Below are 23,129 nucleotides of genomic sequence, written 5' to 3'. Positions count from 1 at the left end.
AAATTTATCAAGGGCCTAAAGTATTAAGCTAAAAGCTTTGTTATCATTAGAAACGACCTAGATTAAATTTAGAAGATGGTCAATGGGATATCTAGGTTAAAGGAAAAGCTGCATAAAGAGGCTAAAAGGGGGTATAAACTATAAATAAAGAAGGTGGAAAGAGGAAAAAAGGAGGAAACATATGAAAAAATTTTTAAGCTACCTTCAAGGATTTAGCCTTGTGAGTCTCAGTCTTATCCTGGTGGGCAGTCCCATCTATGGCCAAGATAACCCCATTAACTTAATTGTCAAGGGCAAGCAGACGCCTACAGATGTGGAGCCCTTTGTAGAAAATTCCAGGACCCTGGTGCCTGTTCGAGCCCTGTCTGAAGCCCTGGGTTTTCAAGTAGACTGGAAGGCGGACAAAAACCAAATCAACCTGACCAAGGGAGATAAAAAGCTACTTTTCACCCTAGGGGATAAAAGGTTGAAGGTCCAAGAAGGAAAGACGACGAAAGAAATCACCATGGATGTGCCTGCAAAGGCTGTAAAAAATCGGACCTTTATTCCTGCCCGGACCGTGGCAGAAGCCTATGGAGAAAAGGTGGACTGGAATGGCCCTATGAGGACTGTTCTTATTGGAGAAAAGAGTTTTCCAGCTCTAGACAAGGAAAAGCTGGCCAAGATGACCAAGAGAGACTATCCGGAAATTGGCTTAAGGCTGTACTTACCAGAGGGTTTTGATGAGGCCATCTCTACTCGCTTTAATATTGAAAATAACGCCTATGGATTTTTCACCAAGGACCGGAATGAGTTGATTGCATCCATTGGAAGAACCCACAATTACAGTTTTTCTAGCATTGTTCCGACAGAGGTCCTCAAGTATGACCAGGGATATTTCACAGAAGTCAATTATGCTTCAGACTTGCCCTATAGTCTAGAGACGGAAAAAGCCTACAAGGAAAAGGAAAAGCTCTTTCAAGAAGCCCTGGCTACCGTCCAATTTGTGGATAATCTAAAAGAAGAGGAAAAATACGTAGCCTATATCAACTCCTTGGACAAGGAAGCTGGGAAAATTAACCTGAATCCTGGGGAATTTATCTCTATTAACAATGTCAAAAGACGGGCCGACCTCATGCTAGGGCCTCCAGCCTTGGGTCCCAATGTCTATGATGACAAGGAAGAAGAAGTTTCCTTTGACTTAGCCAAGGACTGTAAATTTTACCTCCGGGAAGAAAAGGGCATGGTTAAAGCTGCCCATGAAGTTTCTTATGAGGCCTTTGAAAAGGAAATGGCTGGCCGGAAGTTAAAACCACCATTTTGGGTTCAATTTGATGGAGAAAAAGTTGTGGAATTAGTAGAAATTTACATCAATCCCAATGCAAAATAAGAGAAGACAAGGAGGGGGGAAACCCCCTCTTTTCTTTTGGAAAAAGCCTGAAAGAGACCTCTCGCTTCTTATAAATAGGGAGGTTTTTTATGGGCACTATAGTGGAGGACGGTTTTCATTGGCTTTTCCCAAGGTCTTGTGTATAATACTTAGTAAACAAAAAACTTATTTTAGACAAGGGAGGCTTGCATGGAATTAAGAAGTGACCAAATAAAAAAGGACCTGCTGGACAAAATTAAAAAACAAATAGAAGAGGGGACCCTGGATGGGACCAAGGAATGCTGTATTTTCCGTTTTGGAGAGGATTCAGGAGCCAAGTCCTATGAAAGGGGATTGGTTAAGACGGCTCAAAGTTTGGGGATCAAGCTGCGGACCCACCATTATGACCAGATGACTGACCAGATCTTGGAAGATTTTGCCAGGGAAAATAAAGATGACCAAGTCGGGGGGATTCTTTTACTGGAACCTATTTTTAAAGAAGTGGAAGACCAACTCAAGAGGGACCTAGACCCCAAAAAGGACCTAGACGGGGTAACCCTCTACAACCGAGGGGCTCTTTACAGTGGCCTGACTCCCTACCATATTCCCGCCACACCCAGGGCGGCCCTTATGCTCTGTAAGTCCTACTGGCAAGACTTAAGCGGCAAGGAAGTGGTGGTCATCAACCGGACCACTGTGGTGGGAAAACCCCTCCTCCACCTCCTTTTAAAAGAAAATGCCACCGTCACCCTTTGCCATTCCAAGACCAAAAACCTAAAAGACCACCTAAAAAGGGCCGATATTGTCTTTACCGCCACAGGCCGGGCCCATAGTATCCATTCAGAAGATGTAGGAGATCATGCCCTGGTTATCGACATTGGCTTGGGCATGAAGGATGGAAAACTCGTAGGGGATGTGGACTACCAAGGTTTCAAGGACAGTCAAGTCGTGACCCCGGTGCCAGGAGGTGTCGGTGCCTTGACCAACACCCTCTTATTGGAGTCTTGCTTGAAAAAACATAGGGATTAAAAAAGAATTGACGACTTTTGTGATATGTACCCTCCTTACTGGTTTGTCCAGTAAAGAGGGTACACATCATTGTCGCCAATTCTTTTTTTATCTTTGGTACTTGGGTTTTAAGAGGTCTTCCAGGCCTGCCTTTAAAATTTTGCTGCCCTTGTAGGCGGTGTGAAGCCTAAAGCCCTTGTGGACTAACTTTGCCAGGCTAATTCCTCTTTTTACTTGTTTGATTCTTTTCCTTACTTTCACGGGAGCCTCCTTGCTGTTTTTTCCGATCCTTTTTTTGATCGTCCTTCTTTTTCTTTCGATTTCCTTGCCGGTCTTGCTTTCGACTTTTTTCTCGAGCCTGGTCTCTTTCTTTTTCCAATTGGTCTTCAAACCATTCCCGGGTGTGGATGTCGCAGAAGTCCTGGTCGATGTTTTCCATATCCATGGGTAACTTGTCGGGTCTCTTTTTCCCCTGGTAGGGGTCTGGCCTTTGGTAAAAGCTCTTTAAGATAATTGTATCATAGGGACAGAATTTTGTAATTCTTTTTCCTGAAAGGCGACAGACCTTGTAGGTCCGGTGCTTGGTGTCGTAGCTGGTGGGTTCTTGGCCCTCTTCAAAGAGTTCGTCATAGTTGGCCCGGGCCCTTTCTGTTTGGGAGGAGGCCAAAAGGCCGCTTTTTTCACTGATGTTGACATAGTGGATTTGGTCAGGTAGGGGGAATTTTTCGATGGACTCTAGGGGCTTATGGGCCAGGTAGGCAACTTGGTTCCAAAGGTCTATCATAAAGTCCTTGTTGGAATTCAAGGAGACCTTGGGTTGGTCGCAGCCCATCCAAGTTCCAATGGTATAGTAGGGGGTGTAGCCAAAGAGCCATTGGTCGCTGGCAAACTTATTTGCCCCATAGATGGCAGCCAGGGCATTATTTTTCACACTGACTCCGGCGGCCTGGCCCCGGATGGCATTGGTCCGGAGGAAGTCTGTCAGGATGGCAGCATTTTCTCTGGAGCAAAGTTTCTTGTTTTTCCGATTCTTGCTCTGGTAGATTAGACTGCCGGAAGGGTCCTTGATGGACTTGATAATGGTGGGCTCCTTGTAGCTACCTCCGGCAGCCAGACCGTAGTAGCCGGTGGCCAGGTTGTAGCAGGTGGTACCCTTGCGCATATTGCCCAGACCCAGGGAGTCCAGGGTCAGGTCATTGTAGACCTCTTCATCGGCTTGGACGAAAAAGTCGTCTCGGGGAGTTCGGGGCTTGTAGATCCCCAGCCTGGCAAGGGTCACCAGGACACGTTTAAAGCCCAGGTCCTTGACAATTTTTACAGGCACTGTATAGGAGTCGTGTTCTAAGTTTTTCCGCATGGTTTCCAGGCCATAGTACTTGCCCGAGGGATTTTCCGGCCAAAAGACTCCGTCGTTTTCTTCCAGGGCGTCGTCGTAAATTGTGGCAGGTTTTTTTCCATATTCCAGGGCGGTTAAATAGGCATTAAAGGGCAGGATGGCCGTTCCCGGAACTCGAGGGCTCATGGTGGCCCGGTTCAGGAGCTTGGCCCCCTTGGACTGGATGTCCAATCCGCCGATAATGGCCCGGACATAGCCGGTTTGGTTGTCAATCAGGACGGTGGATAGTTGGGGTTGGATGGTTTCTTGGCTGGGACTATAGTAGTTGGGGTTAAAGGAATAGCCCTGGGGGGTCACTTCCATAAAGTCTGGGTGGCTGGTTAAAAAGTTTTTAGAAATCAAGACCCGGTCTCCCTGGTGCTTGGCCCCGTCCTCCAACTTCCATTGACCCAGGTCATAGGTCTTTAGGACATGGTTGCTGTCAATGGAATAGAGGGGCTTGATATAGATGTGCCGGGCTTGGAAGGAAAAGTAGGAAGCCGGCAGAGAAAGTTGGCCTTGGTCATTAAAGACCTGGTTAGTGGGGATAAAAAACCGCAGCTGGGGATCCAGGGCCTGGTCCTTGGCCAGGTAGAGGATTTCGCCATTGGCATCCACCACATGGCCCTGGTCATTGCTTTGGAAGGTCAAGGCCCGGGCTCCTTCTCGGTAGGAAGTTTGGACCAGGTAGTCTTCCAGAAAGTGCTTGTAAAAGTTTTCGATTTTCCCTTGCAGGTCCAGGTTGAGGCTGGTTTCAATATGGTAGCCTCCGGTAAAGAGCTTGTGTTCCGCCTCGTCCAGGGAAATTTGGTAGGTTTTGGCCAGCTCCTGGGAGGCCTGGGCCTTAATGAGGTCCATGGCATAGGAGCTCATGCTGTGGTGTTTCTTTTGCAGGGGGACAATGGAGGCCAAGACATCTTCCTTCTTAGCAGTTTCATAGTCCTCTTTGGAAATTTTTCCCTGGCGGTAGAGCTCGGCCAGGACAATTTTTTGCCGGTCCAGGCTCTTGGGATTTAAGTAAAGGTTGTAGTCCACGCCGGAAATTTCCTGTTGGCCAATGGCTGGCCGGTCCATTTTTTTCGTCACAGGAACCCTTAAGAGGGGGGAGTAGTCCCGGGGACTTTTAACAATGCCAGCCAAGAGGGCCGATTGGGCCAGGGTCAAGTCCTTGGCATTTTTTGAAAAATAGGTTTGGCTGGCCCCCTGGACACCGTAGGCCCCTTGGCCCAGGTTGATCCGGTTTAAGTAGGCTTCTAAAATTTGGTCCTTGGACAAGACCGATTCAAGACGCAGGGAAAGATAGGCCTCCTTGATTTTTCGGTCCAGGGATTTTTCCTGGCTCAAGAAGACATTCCGGGCCAATTGCTGGGTAATGGTAGACCCGCCCCGAACCATGGATCCGGCCCGAAAATTATCTAAAAGACTGGAGGCAATTCCCCTGGGGTCCAGACCCCGGTGCTGGTAAAACCTCTTGTCTTCAATGGCGATAAAGGACTTTCGCAGGTTCTCCGGCATATCCTTTAGGGGGATGATGGTACGGAATTCTTCAGATTCAATATTTTCCAAGAGGTTGCCTGACTCATCATAGATACTGGACGTTTGATAGTAGCTGGTGGACAGGTTTTTCAAGTCCGTATCGGGGATGGAAAACAAAATTCCCACCAAGAGGCTGGAAAAAAGCCCCACAAGGAGGGTCAAGGCAAAAGCCAAACCCAGGAGAATAAGAAGCAGGCGGTTTTTATTTAAATGAAAGCGAGGGATTCTTTTTTTCATGATTTACTCCTTTTGTTCATTATAACATAAGAAAAGCCTGAGACGGTAAGAAAATAGTCAAGTCCTTGGGAAATCAACCTACTTCGGGAACTTTCTTGAAAAAAGAGGGGCCATGGGTTAGACTAAGATAAAAGAGGCTGTAAAAAGAAGGAGGAAGGTATGAAAAAGAAAAGTATAGTCAAGGGGATTTTATTGGCCCTCTTGGCCCTGGTGGTCATCTTGGCCCTTTGGATCCTGGCAGGATTTTATGGAAACCCCCTGTCAAAATATTTGGCCAACCGGGCTGCGGACACCTATCTTGAGACCCACTACCGGGACCTGGACCTGGACAGGTCCAAGACCTACTATGATTTTAAAGATGGGGCCTACATGGTTTGGCTCCAGGACAAAAACAGTATCGACTCCAAGTTTAGTCTTGCCTTTGACTGGCGGGGACGGCTAAAGTACGACTCCTATCCCAACCGGATTTTTAACAGCTACATCCGCTTTACAGACCAGCTCCGCCAGTATGGGAGAAAATTGGAAAAAGACCATGACTTTCCCTATAAAATTAACCTAAGCCCCCTGGACCAAGACGACCTGGAAGACCAGCTGACCCTGGACCAGGAAGTGGACTTTAACCACTTTCCCAGCCGGGTCCAAGCCCAGGCCTATGGTTATTCTAAAGAACCTCAAATCCAGGAGGCCTTAAAAATCCTCCAAGACCTGCAAAAAATCATGGACACCAGCCCTTTGAAGGTTGAGACCTATTCCATTATCTTGGTCCCCGAAAAAGACCGGAGACCAGATGGAGAGGCCGAGAGCTGGGCCCATGCCTTGACGATTTTTGACATTCCCCAAGACCTGGTTCGACAGGGGGACCTGGCAGGCCTTGAAAGGATCCTTAAAGAGGAAGAAACCCAAACAAAGGACTAGGATTATTAAAGAGAAAAGTGGCCCCAGGTCACTTTTTTCTTTTTGGAAGACAAGAAGGACAAGTGGATTGTCCGAGAAAAGTTTCTTTAGTATAATGAAAGAAAGGAGGATGTCATGGACCAAAAAGAGGGTGTCATTTTACTTACAACAAATTTAAGTCCCAGTAGTCCGGAGGAAACCCGGGCCCTGATCCAGGCAGACAATGGGTGTGTCTTGGCAGAGCTATCGCAAAATCTAAAGGAGCCGGGGCCCTATTATATTGGCAAGGGGAAACTAGAGGAATTAAAGGCCCTAATCCAGTCCCTGGACCCGGACTTGGTTTTGGTCAATGATGACCTCAAGGGCTTCCAGCTCAGGAACCTGGAAAGAGAGTTGGACATTCAAGTCATGGACAGGACCCACTTAATATTGGACATCTTTGCCAGCCGGGCCAGGACCAAGCAGGCCAAGCTCCAGGTCCTCTTGGCCCAGCTGACCTATGGCAAGAGCCGCCTAATCGGATCCTACTCCCTGTCCAAGGCCGGGGGCGGCATTGGTACCCGGGGGCCAGGAGAGCAAAAATTGGAGCTGGACCGGCGAAAGATTGACCGGCAAATCCACCAAATCCAAAGTCGGCTAGAGGAAATCAAGAGCCAAAGACAGGAACAATTAAAGCAGAGGAAAAAAAGCCAGGTCCCCCTGGTGAGTTTTGTAGGCTATACCAATGCTGGCAAGTCCACCATGATGAATGCCCTTTTGGGCCAGGAGTCGGACAAGCGGGTCTTTGTCAAGGACATGGTTTTTGCCACCCTGGACACCAGCCTAAGGTCGGTGAAGCTCCTGGACAAGCGGCCGGTGATCCTGGCAGATACGGTGGGCTTTATCAGCGACCTACCAGAAACTTTAATGGAGGCCTTCCAATCTACCCTGGATGAGCTGAAAAATTCTTCAGCCCTGGTCCATGTCCTGGATGGCCAATCTGAAAGCTTGCAAAAAGATTACATGGAGACCCTGAAGATTTTAAAGGACCTGGACCTGATGGACATTCCCAGGTTGACAGTTTTTAATAAGATTGACCGACCTGACATGAGGCCCCAGGTCATCCAGCCCAGGCCAGACAAGCTCTTGTTTTATTCGGCCCTAAATGACCCGGTGGAAAAGTTGGAAGAGGCCCTGGTGGACCTCTTGGGAGACCAATGGGTCCAAGGGGAAATCTTTTTTAGCTTTCAAGACCAGGGACTTTTGAACCAGGCCCTTAAGGACTATCCCCAGGCCCAGGTTTCCTACAATGAAAAGGGGAGCCTTTTGAAGGGAGAATTTTTAAGGGAAGATATGGAAAAATGGACAGGAGGGAAGCAGTGAAGTCTCTTGCCTATGAAGGGATTGCAGAACACACCATGAAAAAGTCACGCTTTATTGGCTATGCAATCCATATAAAAAATGAAGAAGAGGCCCTGGCCTATATTGACAAGATCAAAAAGCTCCACCCCCAGGCCCGCCACCATGTGTCGGCCTACCGGATCAGCCAAGAAATTTTGGAGCGCTATGACGATGACAATGAACCCAAGTCCACAGCAGGTCTGCCAATTTTAACCAGCATCCAGCAGGGGGGAGTTGACTGTGTCTGTATTGTGGTGGTCCGGTATTTTGGAGGCATCCTCTTGGGAAAGGGAGGCCTGGTTAAGGCCTACACCCTGGCCGCCCAGTTGGCCCTGGACCAAGGGAAGTTGGTGGATTGGGAGTCTGTGGACCTCTTGGAGGTGGAATTTGACTACAGCCAGCAGGGGACCCTGGACTTTCAACTGGACCAGGCCAAGTTCCAAGTGGAGGAAAGGACCTACCTGGAAAAAGTTACCTACAAGGTCCTGGTTGAGGAAAAAAGACGGCCGGCCCTGGAAGATTTACTCCAAAATTTTACCAGTGGCCAGGTGGATATAAGGACCATAAGCCAGGGTGTGGCCCCAATTTTAGGAGAAAAAATTTTACTGGACAAGATGGAGGAAAGATAAATGGACGCAAAAAAAGAAATTCAAGACATTGTAGCCTGGATGCAAGAAAGAGTTGCCTCAGCCAAGGCCAAGGGCCTGGTAGTAGGCCTAAGTGGCGGCGTGGATTCAGCTGTTGTAGCTGCCCTGATGAAGAGGGCCTTTGGGGACCAGGCTCTGGGGATTATGATTCCCATAGACAGCCAGGCCAAGGATGAAGAGGATGCGAAAAAATTGGCTCAAGCCATTGACTTGGAAGTGGAAAGGGTGGACTTGACTGCCTGCTATGAAACTTTTATCCAGGCCAGCTTCCACAGCGACAATCAAATGGCCCGGTCCAACATCAAGCCAAGACTTCGGATGATGACCCTCTACTACTATGCCCAAGACCGGGGCTACCTGGTTTGTGGGTGCTCCAATGCCAGTGAATACTATACAGGCTACTATACAAAATATGGGGATTCCGGAGCCGATCTTTTGCCCCTGGCTTCCTATTTAAAGGATGAGGTCTATGAACTGGCCAAGGAATTGGGCGTGCCGGAAGAAATTATCCAAAAGCAACCCACAGCCGGACTCTTCCAAGGCCAAACTGATGAATCAGAAATGGGCTTTTCCTATGAGGAGTTAAATGCCTATATTCGGACAGGCCAGCCTTCAGCCAATAGCGAAAAAATTAGGCGGATGCACGAAAATAGCCAACACAAGAGAGAATTTCCGCCCATCTACCAAAGAAAGGCTTGACAAAATTTAAATAAGCAGTTATCATGAAGTTAATCAAATAAAAAAATTTGTTTTTCAGGGCGAGGTGCAATTCCTCACCGGTGGTGATAGTCCACAAGTCGCAAGATTGAATTGGTGAAATTCCAATACCGACGGTTAAAGTCCGGATGGAAGAAAAACATGTACTTTCGATTGTACAGAGCCCTGGGTAAGGGCTCTTTTTTTATGGGCCCAAGGAGGCAAGATGGATCAACACAAGATGGATCAAGAATTTATGAAAGAAGCCATCCAGGAGGCCCTAAAGGGCCAGGGGCAGACCCTGACCAACCCCCTGGTAGGGGCAGTCCTGGTAAGAGATGGAAAAATCATCAGTCGGGGCTACCATGAAAAATTTGGCTCCCACCATGCAGAGGTCAACTGCCTAAGGGACATGGCCGCCCAAGGGGCCACCCTCTATGTGACCCTGGAACCCTGTTCCCATTATGGTAAGACACCCCCCTGTGTAGACCTGGTTATTGAGAAGAAGGTCAAGAGGGTTGTAGTAGGAGAGTTGGACTCCAACCCCCAAGTTCGGGGGCGGGGAATTCAAAAGTTAAAAGAGGCAGGAATCCAAGTGACCTGTGGCCTCTTAGAAGAGGAATGCCATGCTATGAATAGGCTCTTCCACTTCACCATCCAGCATCAAAGGCCCTATGTCATCTTGAAGATGGCCCAAAGCCTGGATGGAAAAATCGCCACCAAGACAGGAGACAGCCAGTGGATTACTGGGGAAGAAGCCAGAAGAGATGGCCATAGGCTCCGGGGGACCTGCGATGCCATTCTGGTGGGGCGGGGAACTGCCCTCCAAGACAACCCCCAACTGACTTGTCGGACAGGAGGGAAAAACCCCCTTAGGGTGGTTTTGGACCGGACCTTAAAAACCCCCAGGACCCACCAACTTTTTCAGGGAGAAAAAACTATTTTTTATGTGGGGCCGGACCAAGAAACAAGGGCCTTGACTCCTACAGCCCAGGCGATTTCCATTGGCCAAGACCAAGATGGCCTGTCCCTGGAAGAATGTCTTAAGGACCTCTACAAGAACCAGCAGGTTTCCAGCCTCCTGGTGGAAGGGGGCGGCCAAGTTCTTAGCAGCTTTATCAAGCAAGGCCTGGTGGACCAGTGGGTGGTCTACCAAGCCCCCTTATTCATTGGCGGCGACGGGAAGTCCACCATTGCTAGCCTGGGAGTTGAAGACTTAAGCCAGGCCCTGGAAAGTAGGATTTATAAAGTGGACCGACTGGGCCAGGACCTTCGGATTCAAGGAGGGAAAAATTGTTTACTGGAATTATAGAAGAAATAGGACAAGTCACCAGCCTTCAAACCACAAGCAACGGCAAAAGACTTACAGTGACCTGTCAAAGGGTCCTGGAGGGAACCCAGCTGGGGGATTCCATTGCAGTCAATGGGGTTTGTATTACGGTGGCAGACTTGACTCCCACATCCTTTCAAGGGGATGTCATGGAGGTCACCCTGAAAAAGTCTAATTTAAAAAATTTACAAGTGGGGTCCAAGGTCCACCTGGAAAGGGCCTTGAACCTCCAAACCCGTCTAGGGGGCCACATGGTTTCTGGCCATATTGATACGGTAATCCAGGTTAGCCGGATCCAAGACCGCCAGGGGCAATTTCTCATGACCCTTTTGATTCCTCCGGGTTACCGCAAGTACATGATTCCCCAAGGGAGCATTTGCTTGGACGGGGTCAGCTTGACCATAGCAGACTTGACCGAAAGTCATGTAACGGTGAGCTTGATTCCAGAAAGTAAAAAGAGGACAAATTTTACCCACTTAAGGGTTGGGGACTTTATCAACCTGGAGTGTGATTTAATCGGTAAGTATGTGGAAAATATGGTCAAGGACCAGGAGGGTAACTCCCTGGCAGACTATATCAAGTATGGATTTTAGGAGGTAGACATGAGCCAAGTAGAAAGGGCGTTAGATGCCCTAAGAAGAGGAGAAATGATTGTCGTTACAGACGACCCCCATCGGGAAAATGAAGGGGACTTGATTTTAGCAGCTGAATTTGCAGACATTGATAATATTAACTTTATGGCTTCCAAGGCCAAGGGCTTGATCTGTATGCCCATGAGCCAAAAAGAAGCGGACCGTCTCCAATTAGACCCCATGGTCTTTCACAATACAGACAACCATGAAACCGCCTTTACCGTCTCCATTGACCATGTGGACACCACAACGGGAATTTCTGCAGAAGAAAGGGCCCTAACTGCCCGGAAGGCAGCAGACCCCAACTCCAAGCCCATGGACTTTAGACGGCCGGGCCACATGTTTCCCTTAATTGCCAAGGCTCCGGGAGTTTTGGAAAGAGAGGGCCACACCGAGGCTACGGTGGATCTGCTCCGCCTGGCTGGTTTGACAGAAGTGGGGATTTGCTGTGAAATCATGGCAGATAATGGACAAATGCTCCGGGGCCAAGAGGTCATTGACTTTGCCCAAGAAAATGGCCTGGTCTACCTGACCATCGAAGACTTAAAGACCTACCGCAAGATCAACGACAAGTTAGTTGAAGCCATAGACCCGGTGGACATGCCCACAAAATTTGGCCACTTTACAGCCATTGGCTATGAAGAAAAGTTTACAGGTCAAGAGCATGTAGCCCTGGTTAAGGGAGATATTGGGGATGGGAAAAACCTCCTGGTCCGGGTCCATTCAGAGTGTCTAACAGGAGATAGCTTCGGGTCCCTGCGGTGTGATTGTGGCGACCAATTGGCCCAATCCATGCGGCAGATTGAAGAAGAAGGTCGGGGGATTGTCCTCTACATGCGCCAGGAAGGTCGGGGCATTGGCCTGATAAATAAGCTCAAGGCCTACAACCTCCAAGACCATGGCTACGATACAGTTGAAGCCAATGTCATGTTGGGGCTGCCGGAAGATGCCCGGGACTACTATATAGGAGCCCAAATTTTAAAGGACCTGGGTGTGAAGGAAATTCGCCTTTTAACCAATAACCCCCATAAGATTTACAACCTAAGCCAATACGACATGAAAATCGTCTCTCGGGAGCCCATTGAGATCCAAGCCCAAGAGCATGACCATAGGTACTTGCACACCAAGGCGGAAAAGATGAACCATATCTTAGAACAATTTAAGTTGGAGGAAGAAAAATGAAAAAAATTGAAGGAAAGCTCATTGCCAAGGATAAGAAATTTGCCATTGTGGCCTCAAGATTTAACGAATTTATCGTGACAAAATTAATTGAAGGGGCCCAAGATGCCCTTTTAAGACACGGGGTCAAGGATGAAGATATTGACCTAATTTGGGTTCCGGGGGCCTTTGAGATTCCCATGTTTGCCAAACTAGCCTCCCAAAGTGGGAAATATGACGGGGTTATCTGCCTGGGCGCCGTCATCCGTGGTGAAACCAGCCACTATGAATTGGTAACAGCAGAAGTGGCCAAGGGGGTTGCCCAAGTGTCCATGCACACAGAAAGACCCATTATCTTTGGCATCGTAACCACCGATACCATTGACCAAGCAGTCCAAAGAGCAGGAACCAAGGCCGGCAACAAGGGCTTTGATGCCGCTGTTTCCGCCATTGAATGTGTCAACTTAAAAGATCAACTTGCTTAAAAACCGGCCGTCTTAGTGGAAACATTAAGGCGGCTTTTCTCTGGAGGACTTATGCTGAAAAAAATACTCATCTTAATCAATAGCCTTTATTTAATCTGCCTAACAGGTCCTATGGTCTTAAACTACCTGCCCCACTACGACCAATTGGCCAGGGTCTATGCCTATAAAAGAAGCCTGGAAGGATTTTTATCCGGGAACTACGGCCTGGTCTTTAGCCTGGGTTACCTGGTTTGTTTGCTTTCCCTGGGCCTTGCTATGGGGAAAAAAACCAAGAGGAACCTGGCCTTGGCTAGCCTGGCCCTGGTCAACCTAGCCCTCTGTCTTCCCCTTCTTTATGAAGCTGCCCGGGTCTTGATTTTTTAGGCCTTACAAGTAAAACTACCATAGGAGTCCATCTTATGGTAAAATAAACAGGTGAAATAAAGGAGGAATAAGAATGTCAGGACATTCAAAATGGAATAATATAAAAAATAAAAAAGGAAAAGAAGACGCAAAAAAGGGCCGTGTCTTTACCAAGATGGCCCGTTATATCATGGTGGCTGCCCGGGAGGGTGGCGGAGACCCCGAATACAACCCCTCTTTAAAGATGGCCATTGACAAGGCAAAGTCTTACAACATGCCCAATGACAATATCGAACGAGCCATTAAAAAGGGAACCGGGGAAGACGACGACACCCACTACGAAGAAGTGACCTATGAAGGCTACGGTCCTTCCGGGATTGCTGTTATGGTCAAGACCCTGACAGACAACCGAAACCGGACGGCACCGGAAATGCGCCATGCCTTTGACCGCAACGGGGGCAACCTGGGAACATCTGGTTGCGTATCCTTTATGTTTGACAAGCGGGGAGTCCTTTACTTTGAAAAAGAAGAGGGGCTGGACCTGGACGAAGTCATGATGGTGGCCATAGACAGTGGAGCCGGAGATGTAGATGGGGATGATGACGGCTTAGAAATTACCACAAGCCCGGAAGACTTTGCCGCTGTCCGGGATGCCCTGGAAGAAGCTGGTTATAGTCCTAAAATGGCAGAAATTACTTACATTCCTCAAAATGAAGTGGAATTGACTTCGGAAGAGGATGTCAAGAAGATGGAAAAACTCATTGACGCTCTGGAAGACAATGATGATGTCCAAGACATCTACCACAACTGGAAGGAGCCGGATGAAGACTAAACTTTTAGGTCTTTTGGCGGGTCTGGCCTATCTTTTTTTGGTCCTGGCCCTGGGTATTAGCCTGGTGAGCCAGTGGCAGGGCTATTATGACTTTCAGTTTAAGAAAAACGCCACGGTCCAAGCAACGGGCCTGTCCATGGAGGACCTCCACAAGCGGGGCAAGGCCCTGAGAATTTACTTGGAAAAGGGGGATGATGATTTAATTTCTCCCTACTTTAACCAAAGAGAGGTCAGCCACATGGAGGATGTCCATGGGCTCTTTGTCTTAAAAAATCGGGTCATGGTCCTGGCGGGCCTGGCCTTTATGGGCCTCTTTATCTATGGCCATAAAAAGAAATTTTTAAGAGACTACTTTACGGGTAACTGGATCCTACTCTTGGCCCTAATAGGCTTTTTTGCCTATATTGGAATGAATTTTGACCAAAGCTTTATCCGCTTTCATGAGCTTTTTTTTGACAATGACCTCTGGCTTTTAGACCCTAAAACAGATGTCATGATTCAAATGCTGCCCCAGGTCTTTTTTGAACAAATGGCCGGTTTAATCGGTCTTTTTGTCCTGGGAATGGAAGGAGTTTATTTCTTTAGCCTATGGAAAATCAAGAAAAGGTCCTAGCCCTTATTGGCTATACAAGGAAAAATGGAAATACCCAGGCCCTCTTGGAGGATTACTTGCAAGAATTCGCCCAAGGCAAGAAAGTGGACCTGGTGGACTTAAATGCTTTGGACTTTAAGGGCTGTATTTACTGTAATGGCTGCCTACAAGGGCCCAGCTGCCGGTTAAGGGACGACTTTAGCCCCATCTACCAAAAGATAGAAGAGGCCAACCACTTGGTTTTTGCAAGTCCCGTCTACTTTAATGGGTTGACCTGGCTTTTGAAAAAGGCCATAGACCGGATGCAGGTGTATTTTGCCAACCCCATGAACTGGCAGGGGAAGAAGTCGGCCTGGCTTTTACTGACAGCCGGGGCCAAGGCCTATCCCAACCAGTTTACTGCCGGTTATTTGGAGGGACAAATCACCTTTAGGACCCTGGGCTATGAAAATTTTACCTGTATAGGGGTGGATGATACGGATAGCCGGCCCTATGAGGCCGGATTTTTAAGGAGAGAAGCTATTCAAATCAATGGAATGAATCGAAGAAAGGGAAATCAATGGGAATAAATCGAATGATAGACCACACCTTGTTAAAGGCTGAGGCCAGTCAAGATCAAATCAAAAAACTTTGCCAGGAAGCCAAGACTCACGACTTTTTTTCAGTCTGCGTCCAACCTACCTGGATCAGCCTGTGTAAGGAAGAATTGGCCGGGTCAGGGGTAAAAATTGCCACAGTTATTGGCTTTCCCCTAGGGGCCAACACCAGGGAAACCAAGGTCTTTGAAGCCAAGGACGCCATAGAAAAGGGAGCCGATGAAATTGACATGGTTATCAACATTGGCGCCTTAAAAAGCGGCCAAGACCAGCTGGTGGAAGATGAAATCCGGGCCATTAAAGAGGCCATTGGGGACCATATTTTAAAGGTCATTATTGAAACCTGCCTCTTGACAGAGGATGAAAAAATAAGGGCCTGCCAATTGACCCTCAAGGCCGGAGGAGACTATGTTAAAACCTCCACTGGTTTCTCCACAGGAGGGGCCAAGTTGGAAGATGTAAAATTGATGAAGGACCAAGTCAAAGACCGGGCCAAGGTCAAGGCTTCTGGTGGGATCCGGGACTTTGCCACAGCAAAAAAAATGCTGGAAGCCGGAGCAGAAAGACTGGGAGTCAGTGCAGGAATTGCCATTGTAGAAGGAGAAAAAAATGCCGAATCCAGTGGCCTTTAACTTATTTGGCCTGGACATCCGCTGGTATGGGATTTTTATCGGTATTGGTGTCCTCTTGGCCTATGAAATTGGAAAATACCTGGCAAGAAGAATTGGAACCCTACCGGAAACGGCCCTGGATGATTTTTTGATCCTGGCTGTCCCCCTAGGAGTTTTAGGGGCCAGGACCTGGTATGTTCTTTTTGAGTGGGGCTATTATTCCCAGCATATGTCTGAAATTATTAATATCCGCCAGGGGGGTCTGGCCATCCATGGTGGGATTATGGCAGGGATTTTAGTGGGCCTGGTCTATTGCAAAAAAAAGGGCTACCACTTTTTTGACCTGGCAGACTGTATTGCTCCGGGCCTGGTTTTGGCCCAAGGAATTGGCCGCTGGGGAAACTATATGAACGGGGAAGCCCATGGAGGTCCCACTGACCTACCCTGGGCCATCCTAGTGGATGGAGTTCGGGTCCACCCCACCTTCCTCTATGAATCCATTTTAGACCTTTGCATTTTCGCCCTCTTGTTCTTCTATGTCTTTAAGAGAAGAAAATTTCGGGGCCAGGTCTTTGCCCTTTATGGCATCCTCTACAGCCTAGGCCGCTATTTTATAGAAGGCCTAAGAACCGATAGTTTGATGATTGGCCCCTTTAGGACAGCCCAAGTCACCAGCATTGCCTTGATTATTGCCTGTCTGGCCATTTATATCATCTGCGGGAAAAGAGAAAAAATTGCATAGAAAATCTTGATTATAGGGATGAAAAATATTGTCGGCAGTCTGTCGGCAATATTTTTTTTCTTGTAAAAAGAAAAGATCAAGGAGGGAAAGGAGAAGGGAATCGGTTAAAAAGTATGAAATTCTTTCAAAGAGTAAGGGACAATAGGCCCTTTCTTTTTTTATTGGAGAAAAAAGAAGAAAAAATGTGGCTTTATTCCAAAATTTCATGTAAAATATAGGTGAAGTGGTAAGAAGTGGGTTTAAGTGGTAAAATATGGAGCAAAAAAATGTTTATTGGGGAATATCACCATACAATGGACACAAAGGGACGCTTGATTGTTCCGACAAAATTTAGGGAAGAACTGGGCCAAACCTTTGTCATGACAAAGGGCCTTGACCACAGTCTTTTTGTCTACCCCAATGACGAATGGAAACGCATCGAAGAAAAACTCAAACTCCTTCCACTAACCAATCGTGACGCCAGAGCCTTTGTTCGTTTTTTCTTTGCGGGAGCGGCGGAAACTTCCCTGGATAACCAGGGACGGATCCTGATTCCGGCAAACCTGAGAGACCATGCCAAGCTTGAGAAAGAGTCTGTAATCATTGGGGTCTCCACCCGGGTGGAAATTTGGAACAAGGATCTTTGGGAAAGATATACAGATGATGATGCCCTGGGCATCGATTTAATCGCAGAAAAGATGAGTGAATTAGGCATATAGATGAATGGAGAAGGCTATGGAATTTCACCATGTTCCGGTTCTTTATAAAGAAGTGATGGATGGATTAAAAATTAAAGAAGATGGGACCTACCTGGACGGAACTGTCGGGGGAGGCAACCATTCTTTGGGAATCCTGAAACAATTAAAAACCGGCCGCCTGATCTGCCTGGACCAGGACACCAATGCCTTGGAAGCCAGCAAGGAGAAGTTAAAGGATTTTTCCAATGTGTCTTTCTACCATTTGAACTATAAAGATTTTACTAGGGCTCTGGAGGCAGAAGGCGTCCAAGGTCTAGATGGAATTCTCCTGGACCTAGGGGTTAGTAGCCACCAATTTGACCAAAAAGACCGGGGATTTTCCTACCGCTTTAATGCGGCATTAGATATGCGGATGGACCAAAGTAAAAGTTTTTCCGCCAAGGACATTGTCAATAGCTATTCCTTGGAAGACCTAAACCGGATTTTCCAAGAGTATGGGGAAGAAAGGTGGTCTAAGCGGATTGCCGAATTTATTCTAGAGGCCAGAAAGAAGGCCCCTATTGAAACCACCTTTGACCTGGTGGAGATTATCAAGGCGGCCATTCCAAAAGATGTACGCAGGAAGGGTGGTCACCCGGCCAAGCGAATCTTCCAGGCCTTGAGAATTGAAGTCAATGACGAGTTAAATGTTTTAAAGGACACCCTCTACCAGATGATTCAAAGCCTCAATCCCGGAGGCCGCCTGGTGGTGATTTCCTTCCATTCCCTGGAAGATAGGATTGTGAAAGAAATCTTTAAGTATGCCTTTTTAGACTGTGTTTGTCCTCCCCAGCAACCCCTATGTACTTGTGATAAGAAGAGGGAAATTAAGATTATTACAAGAAAACCCATTACGGCCAGCCCTGAGGAGTTAGAAGTCAATCCCAGATCCAGTTCAGCAAAGTGTCGGATCGCCGAAAAGCTTTAGGCTAAAGGAGCGAATTATGAATATGAAGCCTAGAAATAAAAAAATAAATCGACCCGGTAAGACCAATTTCTTCTCCTTGAGTCTTTACATAATTTGGGGTCTTTGTGCTTTAATGTTGCTCTTACTTATGGTAAACTATCTAGAGTTGGAAAAACTGAAAAACAGCATTGAGCGTCAAAATGTAGAAATAAGTGAACTCAAAAAGACAAAAGACTCTATTAGCGGGCAATTAGCTGGGATTAAAAGCTCTGATGAAGTGGCCAATATAGCAAGATACAAGCTGGGAATGGTCTATCCCGACGATGAACAGGTTGTCTATATCCAAGTAGACAAGAAGGTTGCTGAAACCGATGTAAAAGAAAATGTATTTTTAAGCCCGGTTATCTCTATCTTAAAAATATTTGGCGCAAATAAAGGGGAGGGATCTCTTTGAAATCACGCCATAGATATCAACACGTTGCAAAAAAGGGTGGAAGAAAATCAAATGGCGCAAAACGGCGCGGGAAAATTTTCTTTTTACTTTTTCTAGCAACGTGTTTATTTTGTTTACTAATTATCCGCCTGTACAAGCTACAAGTCTTGGATTCCAATAGCATTGCCAAGAAGGCCCTGACTCAAATGTCCAGAAACGAGGTTTTACAACCGGACCGGGGCTATATTTTAGATCGAAAGGGCAAGAAGTTGGCCGTGAATATTTCTGCCTCTACTGTGACCCTGAATAAGAACTCCTTTATGAAAAAGGGGGCCTTGGACCAAGAAGCCCTGGACCAGGTTTTAAATAAACTGGCCAGCCTCCTGGACCTTTCCAAGGAAGAAATCTACGACAGGTACAAGGAAAGTCCCAAGGGGGAAGTTGTCTTGGCCAAGGATATTGACCGGGCCACTTCTTTGAATATTCAAAATGCAGACCTGAGGGGGGTCTTTATCCAAGACCAACAAAAGCGCTTTTATCCCGCCAACAACCTGGCCTCCCACCTAATTGGTTTTATGGACCAGGACGGTTATGGAACCTATGGGGTGGAAAAATACTACAATGACCAGCTGGCAGGAATGTTGGGGAAAAGAGTGGGCTTGAGAGATGCCAAAAACCAAGCCTTGACCATGGAAGAGGACCAAAGCAACCTCCCTACCCAGGGGCTAAATGTCCGCCTGACCTTGGATGAATCCATCCAGGGAATTGTGGAAGACATTGCCAAAAAGGCCAAGGAAGAAGTTAAGGCCAAGGCCATTAATGTCATTGTCCAAGAAGTGGACACCGGGGCCATTGTGGCCATGACCAACCAGGACGACTACAACCTGAACTTTCCCAAGAAGCCTCAAAACAAACGACAACAAAGGGAATGGGAAAATTTAACCGGGGAAGAAAAAACCAAGGTCTGGTTTGACAATTGGCGAAATTTTTGCATCAACGATATGTACGAACCGGGGTCAACCTTTAAAACCATTACGGCGGCAGCGGCCCTGGAGGAACACACCACCACCAAAGACAAGCACTACTATTGTTCGGGCTATGTAAGAGATGTTCCGGGAGGACCCATTCGGTGCTCGTCCTTGCCCCACCCCCATGGCGACATTACCATGGAAGAGGGCTATGCCAAGAGTTGTAATGTAACCTTTGTCCGGATTGGTCGTGAACTGGGCCTGGACCGGATGAACCGCTATATTCATGCCTTTGGCTTTGGCCAAAAAACCGGCATCGACCTGCCGGGAGAGGTGGAGGGGATGATACCTGAAGACCTCCACAAGGTGTCCAAGCTCCAACAGGATACTGTGAGCTTTGGTCATGGGATTGCCACTACACCCATCCAGTTGATCAATGCAGTCAGTGCCGTTGTCAACGGGGGAAATTTAATGGTGCCCCATGTCTTAAAAGACATTGAAACCATTGACAACAAACCAGTCCAAGTCTATAAACCCCGGGTTAAACGACAAGTTATTTCCAAGGAAACCTCCAAGACCATGGTGGAACTCATGGAAAAAGTTGTAACTGAAGGGGGAGGAAGCCGGGCTGCTGTGCCGGGCTATCGGATTGGTGGAAAGACGGGAACAGCCAACAAGGTCTCCAAAAATGGGGGCTATGAAGAAAACAAATACATTTCCTCTTTTGTGGGAGTGGCTCCCATTGAAAAACCCAAATACACCCTCTTGCTCATCGTTCAAGAGTCGCAAAATGGCTACTATGGTGGGGCTGTTGCAGCTCCCTATGCCGGACAAATGCTGGGAGAAATCCTCTCCTACGAGGGCTATGAAAAAAGTGACCGGGTCAATGACACCCAAAAGAAAATTGAAGTGGAAGTACCGGATGTAAGAAATATGCTCATTGGAGATGCAGGCCGGATCCTGTCGGAAAAGGGCCTGAAATTCAATACGGAATATACTGGTATGAATGACTTTACCATGGTGACCAACCAGTCGCCAGCACCGGGAACTACGGTGAATACAGGAACCATTGTGGATTTATACTTGAATCCCAACAATAGCAATGCCTTGACCATGCCCATTTTAATGGGCAAGAGCCTGGAAGAAGTCAAGGAAATCTTGAAACCCTTGGAAGTAGAATATACCGTCCATGGCAGTGGGCAATTGGTAAAACAGGTTCCCCAACCTGGAGAGGTGATTTCTTGGAAAAAGCCCATGGAACTTTACTTTGAACCGGCCCTAAACCAAGACCAGGCCAGACAGGCTGATGAAAACAGGCCCAAGCCGGACAAAAACAAGAAAAACAAGACCAAGAAAGACAAAAAGAAAGTAAAAGAAAACAATAGAAACGAGGAAGAACAATGATAGAGATTTTTAATCTGAAAAATATCATGATTCTTTTGGGAGCCTTTATTTGCTCCGCCCTGGTGGGACGACTTGTCCTACCACAATTAAAAAGATTAAATGCAGGACAGAGTATCCGGGATGATGGACCCAGCTCCCACCTGGTTAAGGAGGGGACACCCACCATGGGAGGAATCATCTTCCTCCTGACCCTTTGCCTGGGGATTCCGGTTTTTGGCCTTTTAAACATTGAAGGCCTCCTCTTAATTTTTTCCACCCTGGCCTTTGGCTTGGTCGGTTTTTTTGACGACTACATCAAGGTGGTGAAAAAGAGGAACCTGGGGTTTACAGCCCTGCAAAAACTCCTTTGCCAAATCATCATTGCCTTTGTCTTGGTCTTTGTCCAATCCAAAAGCAGGGAACTATCTACAGAAATTATTGTTCCCTTTATCCAATCCCGTTGGGACCTGGGAGCCTTTTACATTCCCTTTATTATTTTTGTAGTGGTGGGAACGGTAAATTCAGTCAACCTGACAGACGGCCTGGACGGTTTGTCCAGCTCCATTACCATTACGGTCGCTATCTTTTTTGCCCTGGCGGCCCATGCCTTGAACCATCCCACCATTGGGAGTTTTGCCCTTTTGTTGGTGGGGTCCTTGGCAGGATTTTTGGTCTACAACAAGTATCCGGCAAAAGTGTTTATGGGAGACACAGGGTCCTTGGCCCTGGGAGGAGCCGTGGCAGCCATGGCTGTCTTGTTGCAGCTGCCTCTTTTACTTCCCCTGGCAGGAGGTATTTATTTTATGGAGACCCTGTCTGTCATCCTCCAAGTTCTTTCCTTTAAATTGACAGGGAAGCGGATCTTTCTCATGAGCCCCCTCCACCACCACTACGAGCAAAAGGGCTGGCATGAAAAGAAGGTGGTTAAGGCCTTTGTCCTGACATCCATCCTCCTTTGCTTCCTGGCCTATCTTCTCTTAATTTATGGGGTGGTTCGATGAAAAAAACAATTGCAATTCTGGGCTTTGGTACCACGGGTCGGGCCTGCTACCAAGCCTTAAAGGACTCCTATAAAATTTATATCTATGATGAAAAAGCAGATATTTCAGAAGACCTAAGACTGACCCAAGACCGGTATAAAGAAGTGGACTATGCCATCAAGAGCCCGGGCATCCATCCCGACCAGGAAGTCATCCGCCAACTGGAAGCCTTAAAAATTCCAATCTATTCGGACCTGGAGGTCTTTCAAAAACTTTTAGATAAGAAGGTTTATACCATTGCAGTAACAGGGACCAATGGCAAGACCACAACCAGCATGGCCATCCACCATATCTTAAGCGAAGCTGGCAAGAGGGTCTTTTTAGCTGGCAACATCGGCCGGGGGGTCTTTGACCTTATGGGCCTCTTGCAAGATGGGGACTATTTGGTCTTGGAATGCAGTTCCTTCCAATTAAAATACATCCAGGACTTTCATCCAAATATTGCCATCTTGACCAATATTAGCCAGGACCACCTGGACTGGCACCACACGGTGGAGGACTACCAGGCCAGTAAGAAAAAAATTACAAAAAATCAAAATCCAGGGGACCTTTGCCTGGTTAACCGGGACGATCCGGTATCCTATCAAACCCCCAGCCTGGCCAGGAGAGAATGTGTTTCCATCCGCCAGGAGGCAGATGCCTATATAAAAGACGGCCAAATGATTATCCATGGCCAAGTTTTGGGACCCACCAGCAACTTTCAATTAGTGGGGGACCACAATATGAGTAACCTGGCCTTTGCCCTTTTGGCGGCAGAGGAAGTTGGGGTTTCCCTAGGGGATGCCTTTAACTATGGGGCCAGCTTTAAGCCTGTGGACCACCGGCTTCAATTTGTGGCCAAGCTTGACGGGGTGGACTACTACAATGACTCCAAGGGAACCAACCCCGATTCAACAGACGTGGCCCTGGCAAGTTTTCCGGGGAATATTAGCTTGATTGCAGGAGGCTATGACAAGGGGAGTAGCTTTTTACCCCTACTGAAAAAGTATAAGGGGAAAATTTCCCACCTTATTGTCATGGGTCAGACAAAAGATCGCTGGATCCGGGAGGCCCAAGAAGTGGGCCTGGAATCCATCCACCCTGTAGCCTCCATGGAAGAGGCTGTGAAAAAGGCCAAGGACCTGACCAAAAAGGGAGTGGTCCTCTTGTCGCCGGCCTGCGCTTCTTGGGGAGCCTACCAAAATTATGAGCAAAGAGGCAGGGATTTTATGGACCAAGTGAAAAAGCTGGAGGAGGATTAA

The 23,129-nt window shown here is 47.5% G+C and carries 24 protein-coding genes and 1 riboswitch; of the genes, 22 read left to right on the top strand and 2 right to left on the bottom strand.

The window, feature by feature from the left end; all coding sequences use genetic code 11:
* The first annotated feature begins 181 nt into the window (after positions 1 to 181).
* Both BQ7400_RS03280 and BQ7400_RS03270 read left to right on the top strand, forming a co-directional pair.
* Entirely contained in the window at positions 182 to 1,369 is a 1,188-nt protein-coding gene (locus BQ7400_RS03280) for a copper amine oxidase N-terminal domain-containing protein (protein ID WP_072469463.1), read from the top strand.
* A 189-nt stretch (positions 1,370 to 1,558) separates the two neighbouring features.
* Positions 1,559 to 2,377 carry a bifunctional 5,10-methylenetetrahydrofolate dehydrogenase/5,10-methenyltetrahydrofolate cyclohydrolase gene (locus tag BQ7400_RS03270; RefSeq protein WP_072469461.1) on the top strand — a complete coding sequence of 273 codons (819 nt, stop codon included), beginning with the start codon at positions 1,559 to 1,561 and terminating at the stop codon, positions 2,375 to 2,377.
* A gap of 87 nt (positions 2,378 to 2,464) precedes the next feature.
* Here BQ7400_RS03270 and BQ7400_RS10565 read toward each other — a convergent pair whose 3' ends face one another.
* Both BQ7400_RS10565 and BQ7400_RS03265 read right to left on the bottom strand, forming a co-directional pair.
* Positions 2,465 to 2,617, bottom strand: coding sequence for a hypothetical protein (locus BQ7400_RS10565; protein ID WP_156101877.1), 153 nt, complete (start codon positions 2,615 to 2,617; stop codon positions 2,465 to 2,467).
* Positions 2,574 to 5,504 carry a transglycosylase domain-containing protein gene (locus BQ7400_RS03265; RefSeq protein WP_072469460.1) on the bottom strand — a complete coding sequence of 977 codons (2,931 nt, stop codon included), beginning with the start codon at positions 5,502 to 5,504 and terminating at the stop codon, positions 2,574 to 2,576. The genes BQ7400_RS10565 and BQ7400_RS03265 overlap by 44 nt, the downstream gene beginning before the upstream one ends.
* Positions 5,505 to 5,663: 159 nt before the next feature.
* Here BQ7400_RS03265 and BQ7400_RS03260 point away from each other — a divergent pair, with 159 nt between their 5' ends.
* From BQ7400_RS03260 to murD, 20 genes are all read left to right on the top strand, one after another.
* Positions 5,664 to 6,419, top strand: coding sequence for a YfjL-like protein (locus BQ7400_RS03260; RefSeq protein ID WP_072469459.1), 756 nt, complete (start codon positions 5,664 to 5,666; stop codon positions 6,417 to 6,419).
* A gap of 114 nt (positions 6,420 to 6,533) precedes the next feature.
* A complete protein-coding gene (gene hflX, locus BQ7400_RS03255) occupies positions 6,534 to 7,760 on the top strand; it encodes a GTPase HflX (RefSeq protein ID WP_072469458.1) in 1,227 nt (408 codons plus the stop codon).
* The gene (locus BQ7400_RS03250; RefSeq protein ID WP_180371944.1) at positions 7,757 to 8,407 is read left to right on the top strand and encodes a YigZ family protein; all 651 of its coding nucleotides are present in this window, start codon (positions 7,757 to 7,759) and stop codon (positions 8,405 to 8,407) included. The genes hflX and BQ7400_RS03250 overlap by 4 nt, the downstream gene beginning before the upstream one ends.
* Positions 8,408 to 9,124 carry an NAD(+) synthase gene (gene nadE, locus BQ7400_RS03245; RefSeq protein WP_072469456.1) on the top strand — a complete coding sequence of 239 codons (717 nt, stop codon included), beginning with the start codon at positions 8,408 to 8,410 and terminating at the stop codon, positions 9,122 to 9,124.
* Positions 9,125 to 9,170: 46 nt separating this feature from the next.
* A riboswitch (FMN riboswitch) is annotated at positions 9,171 to 9,286 on the top strand.
* Positions 9,287 to 9,347: 61 nt separating this feature from the next.
* Positions 9,348 to 10,433, top strand: coding sequence for a bifunctional diaminohydroxyphosphoribosylaminopyrimidine deaminase/5-amino-6-(5-phosphoribosylamino)uracil reductase RibD (gene ribD, locus BQ7400_RS03240; RefSeq protein ID WP_219306805.1), 1,086 nt, complete (start codon positions 9,348 to 9,350; stop codon positions 10,431 to 10,433).
* Complete coding sequence (locus BQ7400_RS03235) at positions 10,415 to 11,044, top strand: riboflavin synthase (protein ID WP_072469455.1); 630 nt, start codon at positions 10,415 to 10,417, stop codon at positions 11,042 to 11,044. The genes ribD and BQ7400_RS03235 overlap by 19 nt, the downstream gene beginning before the upstream one ends.
* A 9-nt stretch (positions 11,045 to 11,053) precedes the next feature.
* Positions 11,054 to 12,265, top strand: a complete 1,212-nt coding sequence (locus BQ7400_RS03230) for a bifunctional 3,4-dihydroxy-2-butanone-4-phosphate synthase/GTP cyclohydrolase II (RefSeq protein ID WP_072469454.1) — start codon at positions 11,054 to 11,056, stop codon at positions 12,263 to 12,265.
* A complete protein-coding gene (ribH, locus tag BQ7400_RS03225) occupies positions 12,262 to 12,726 on the top strand; it encodes a 6,7-dimethyl-8-ribityllumazine synthase (RefSeq protein WP_034439489.1) in 465 nt (154 codons plus the stop codon). The genes BQ7400_RS03230 and ribH overlap by 4 nt, the downstream gene beginning before the upstream one ends.
* A 51-nt stretch (positions 12,727 to 12,777) precedes the next feature.
* Complete coding sequence (locus tag BQ7400_RS03220) at positions 12,778 to 13,089, top strand: hypothetical protein (protein ID WP_072469453.1); 312 nt, start codon at positions 12,778 to 12,780, stop codon at positions 13,087 to 13,089.
* 73 nt (positions 13,090 to 13,162) lie between these two features.
* Entirely contained in the window at positions 13,163 to 13,900 is a 738-nt protein-coding gene (locus BQ7400_RS03215; protein WP_034439485.1) for a YebC/PmpR family DNA-binding transcriptional regulator, read from the top strand.
* Complete coding sequence (locus BQ7400_RS03210; protein ID WP_072469452.1) at positions 13,890 to 14,513, top strand: TIGR01906 family membrane protein; 624 nt, start codon at positions 13,890 to 13,892, stop codon at positions 14,511 to 14,513. Before BQ7400_RS03215 ends, BQ7400_RS03210 begins: the two co-directional genes overlap by 11 nt.
* On the top strand, positions 14,489 to 15,061 hold the full coding sequence (locus BQ7400_RS03205; protein WP_072469451.1) for a flavodoxin family protein: 573 nt from the start codon (positions 14,489 to 14,491) through the stop codon (positions 15,059 to 15,061). Before BQ7400_RS03210 ends, BQ7400_RS03205 begins: the two co-directional genes overlap by 25 nt.
* Positions 15,052 to 15,720 carry a deoxyribose-phosphate aldolase gene (gene deoC / locus BQ7400_RS03200; protein WP_072469450.1) on the top strand — a complete coding sequence of 223 codons (669 nt, stop codon included), beginning with the start codon at positions 15,052 to 15,054 and terminating at the stop codon, positions 15,718 to 15,720. The genes BQ7400_RS03205 and deoC overlap by 10 nt, the downstream gene beginning before the upstream one ends.
* On the top strand, positions 15,698 to 16,441 hold the full coding sequence (lgt, locus tag BQ7400_RS03195; RefSeq protein WP_034439479.1) for a prolipoprotein diacylglyceryl transferase: 744 nt from the start codon (positions 15,698 to 15,700) through the stop codon (positions 16,439 to 16,441). The genes deoC and lgt overlap by 23 nt, the downstream gene beginning before the upstream one ends.
* 266 nt (positions 16,442 to 16,707) lie before the next feature.
* Entirely contained in the window at positions 16,708 to 17,139 is a 432-nt protein-coding gene (mraZ, locus tag BQ7400_RS03190; protein ID WP_072469449.1) for a division/cell wall cluster transcriptional repressor MraZ, read from the top strand.
* Between the two features lie 16 nt (positions 17,140 to 17,155).
* Positions 17,156 to 18,085, top strand: a complete 930-nt coding sequence (gene rsmH / locus BQ7400_RS03185) for a 16S rRNA (cytosine(1402)-N(4))-methyltransferase RsmH (protein WP_072469448.1) — start codon at positions 17,156 to 17,158, stop codon at positions 18,083 to 18,085.
* Between the two features lie 16 nt (positions 18,086 to 18,101).
* Positions 18,102 to 18,518, top strand: coding sequence for an FtsB family cell division protein (locus BQ7400_RS03180; RefSeq protein WP_072469447.1), 417 nt, complete (start codon positions 18,102 to 18,104; stop codon positions 18,516 to 18,518).
* Positions 18,515 to 20,869, top strand: a complete 2,355-nt coding sequence (locus BQ7400_RS03175; protein ID WP_083553255.1) for a penicillin-binding transpeptidase domain-containing protein — start codon at positions 18,515 to 18,517, stop codon at positions 20,867 to 20,869. The genes BQ7400_RS03180 and BQ7400_RS03175 overlap by 4 nt, the downstream gene beginning before the upstream one ends.
* Complete coding sequence (gene mraY / locus BQ7400_RS03170; RefSeq protein ID WP_072469445.1) at positions 20,866 to 21,849, top strand: phospho-N-acetylmuramoyl-pentapeptide-transferase; 984 nt, start codon at positions 20,866 to 20,868, stop codon at positions 21,847 to 21,849. The genes BQ7400_RS03175 and mraY overlap by 4 nt, the downstream gene beginning before the upstream one ends.
* A complete protein-coding gene (gene murD / locus BQ7400_RS03165; protein WP_072469444.1) occupies positions 21,846 to 23,129 on the top strand; it encodes a UDP-N-acetylmuramoyl-L-alanine--D-glutamate ligase in 1,284 nt (427 codons plus the stop codon). The genes mraY and murD overlap by 4 nt, the downstream gene beginning before the upstream one ends.

The organism is Urinicoccus massiliensis (genome assembly GCF_900120405.1).
Lineage (GTDB): Bacteria > Bacillota > Clostridia > Tissierellales > Peptoniphilaceae > Urinicoccus > Urinicoccus massiliensis.
Note: the sequence above shows the minus strand (reverse complement) of the source record. Positions and strands in the feature narration are given on the sequence as shown.

Excerpts from the sequence above, each read along its gene's own strand:
- BQ7400_RS03280 (WP_072469463.1), top strand. The coding sequence starts at position 182 with ATGAAAAAATTTTTAAGCTACCTTCAAGGATTTAGCCTTGTGAGTCTC.
- BQ7400_RS03270 (WP_072469461.1), top strand. The coding sequence starts at position 1,559 with ATGGAATTAAGAAGTGACCAAATAAAAAAGGACCTGCTGGACAAAATT.
- BQ7400_RS03265 (WP_072469460.1), bottom strand. The coding sequence starts at position 5,504 with ATGAAAAAAAGAATCCCTCGCTTTCATTTAAATAAAAACCGCCTGCTT.
- BQ7400_RS03260 (WP_072469459.1), top strand. The coding sequence starts at position 5,664 with ATGAAAAAGAAAAGTATAGTCAAGGGGATTTTATTGGCCCTCTTGGCC.
- hflX (WP_072469458.1), top strand. The coding sequence starts at position 6,534 with ATGGACCAAAAAGAGGGTGTCATTTTACTTACAACAAATTTAAGTCCC.
- nadE (WP_072469456.1), top strand. The coding sequence starts at position 8,408 with ATGGACGCAAAAAAAGAAATTCAAGACATTGTAGCCTGGATGCAAGAA.
- ribD (WP_219306805.1), top strand. The coding sequence starts at position 9,348 with ATGGATCAACACAAGATGGATCAAGAATTTATGAAAGAAGCCATCCAG.
- BQ7400_RS03230 (WP_072469454.1), top strand. The coding sequence starts at position 11,054 with ATGAGCCAAGTAGAAAGGGCGTTAGATGCCCTAAGAAGAGGAGAAATG.
- ribH (WP_034439489.1), top strand. The coding sequence starts at position 12,262 with ATGAAAAAAATTGAAGGAAAGCTCATTGCCAAGGATAAGAAATTTGCC.
- BQ7400_RS03220 (WP_072469453.1), top strand. The coding sequence starts at position 12,778 with ATGCTGAAAAAAATACTCATCTTAATCAATAGCCTTTATTTAATCTGC.
- BQ7400_RS03215 (WP_034439485.1), top strand. The coding sequence starts at position 13,163 with ATGTCAGGACATTCAAAATGGAATAATATAAAAAATAAAAAAGGAAAA.
- BQ7400_RS03210 (WP_072469452.1), top strand. The coding sequence starts at position 13,890 with ATGAAGACTAAACTTTTAGGTCTTTTGGCGGGTCTGGCCTATCTTTTT.
- BQ7400_RS03205 (WP_072469451.1), top strand. The coding sequence starts at position 14,489 with ATGGAAAATCAAGAAAAGGTCCTAGCCCTTATTGGCTATACAAGGAAA.
- deoC (WP_072469450.1), top strand. The coding sequence starts at position 15,052 with ATGGGAATAAATCGAATGATAGACCACACCTTGTTAAAGGCTGAGGCC.
- lgt (WP_034439479.1), top strand. The coding sequence starts at position 15,698 with ATGCCGAATCCAGTGGCCTTTAACTTATTTGGCCTGGACATCCGCTGG.
- mraZ (WP_072469449.1), top strand. The coding sequence starts at position 16,708 with ATGTTTATTGGGGAATATCACCATACAATGGACACAAAGGGACGCTTG.
- rsmH (WP_072469448.1), top strand. The coding sequence starts at position 17,156 with ATGGAATTTCACCATGTTCCGGTTCTTTATAAAGAAGTGATGGATGGA.
- BQ7400_RS03180 (WP_072469447.1), top strand. The coding sequence starts at position 18,102 with ATGAATATGAAGCCTAGAAATAAAAAAATAAATCGACCCGGTAAGACC.
- mraY (WP_072469445.1), top strand. The coding sequence starts at position 20,866 with ATGATAGAGATTTTTAATCTGAAAAATATCATGATTCTTTTGGGAGCC.
- murD (WP_072469444.1), top strand. The coding sequence starts at position 21,846 with ATGAAAAAAACAATTGCAATTCTGGGCTTTGGTACCACGGGTCGGGCC.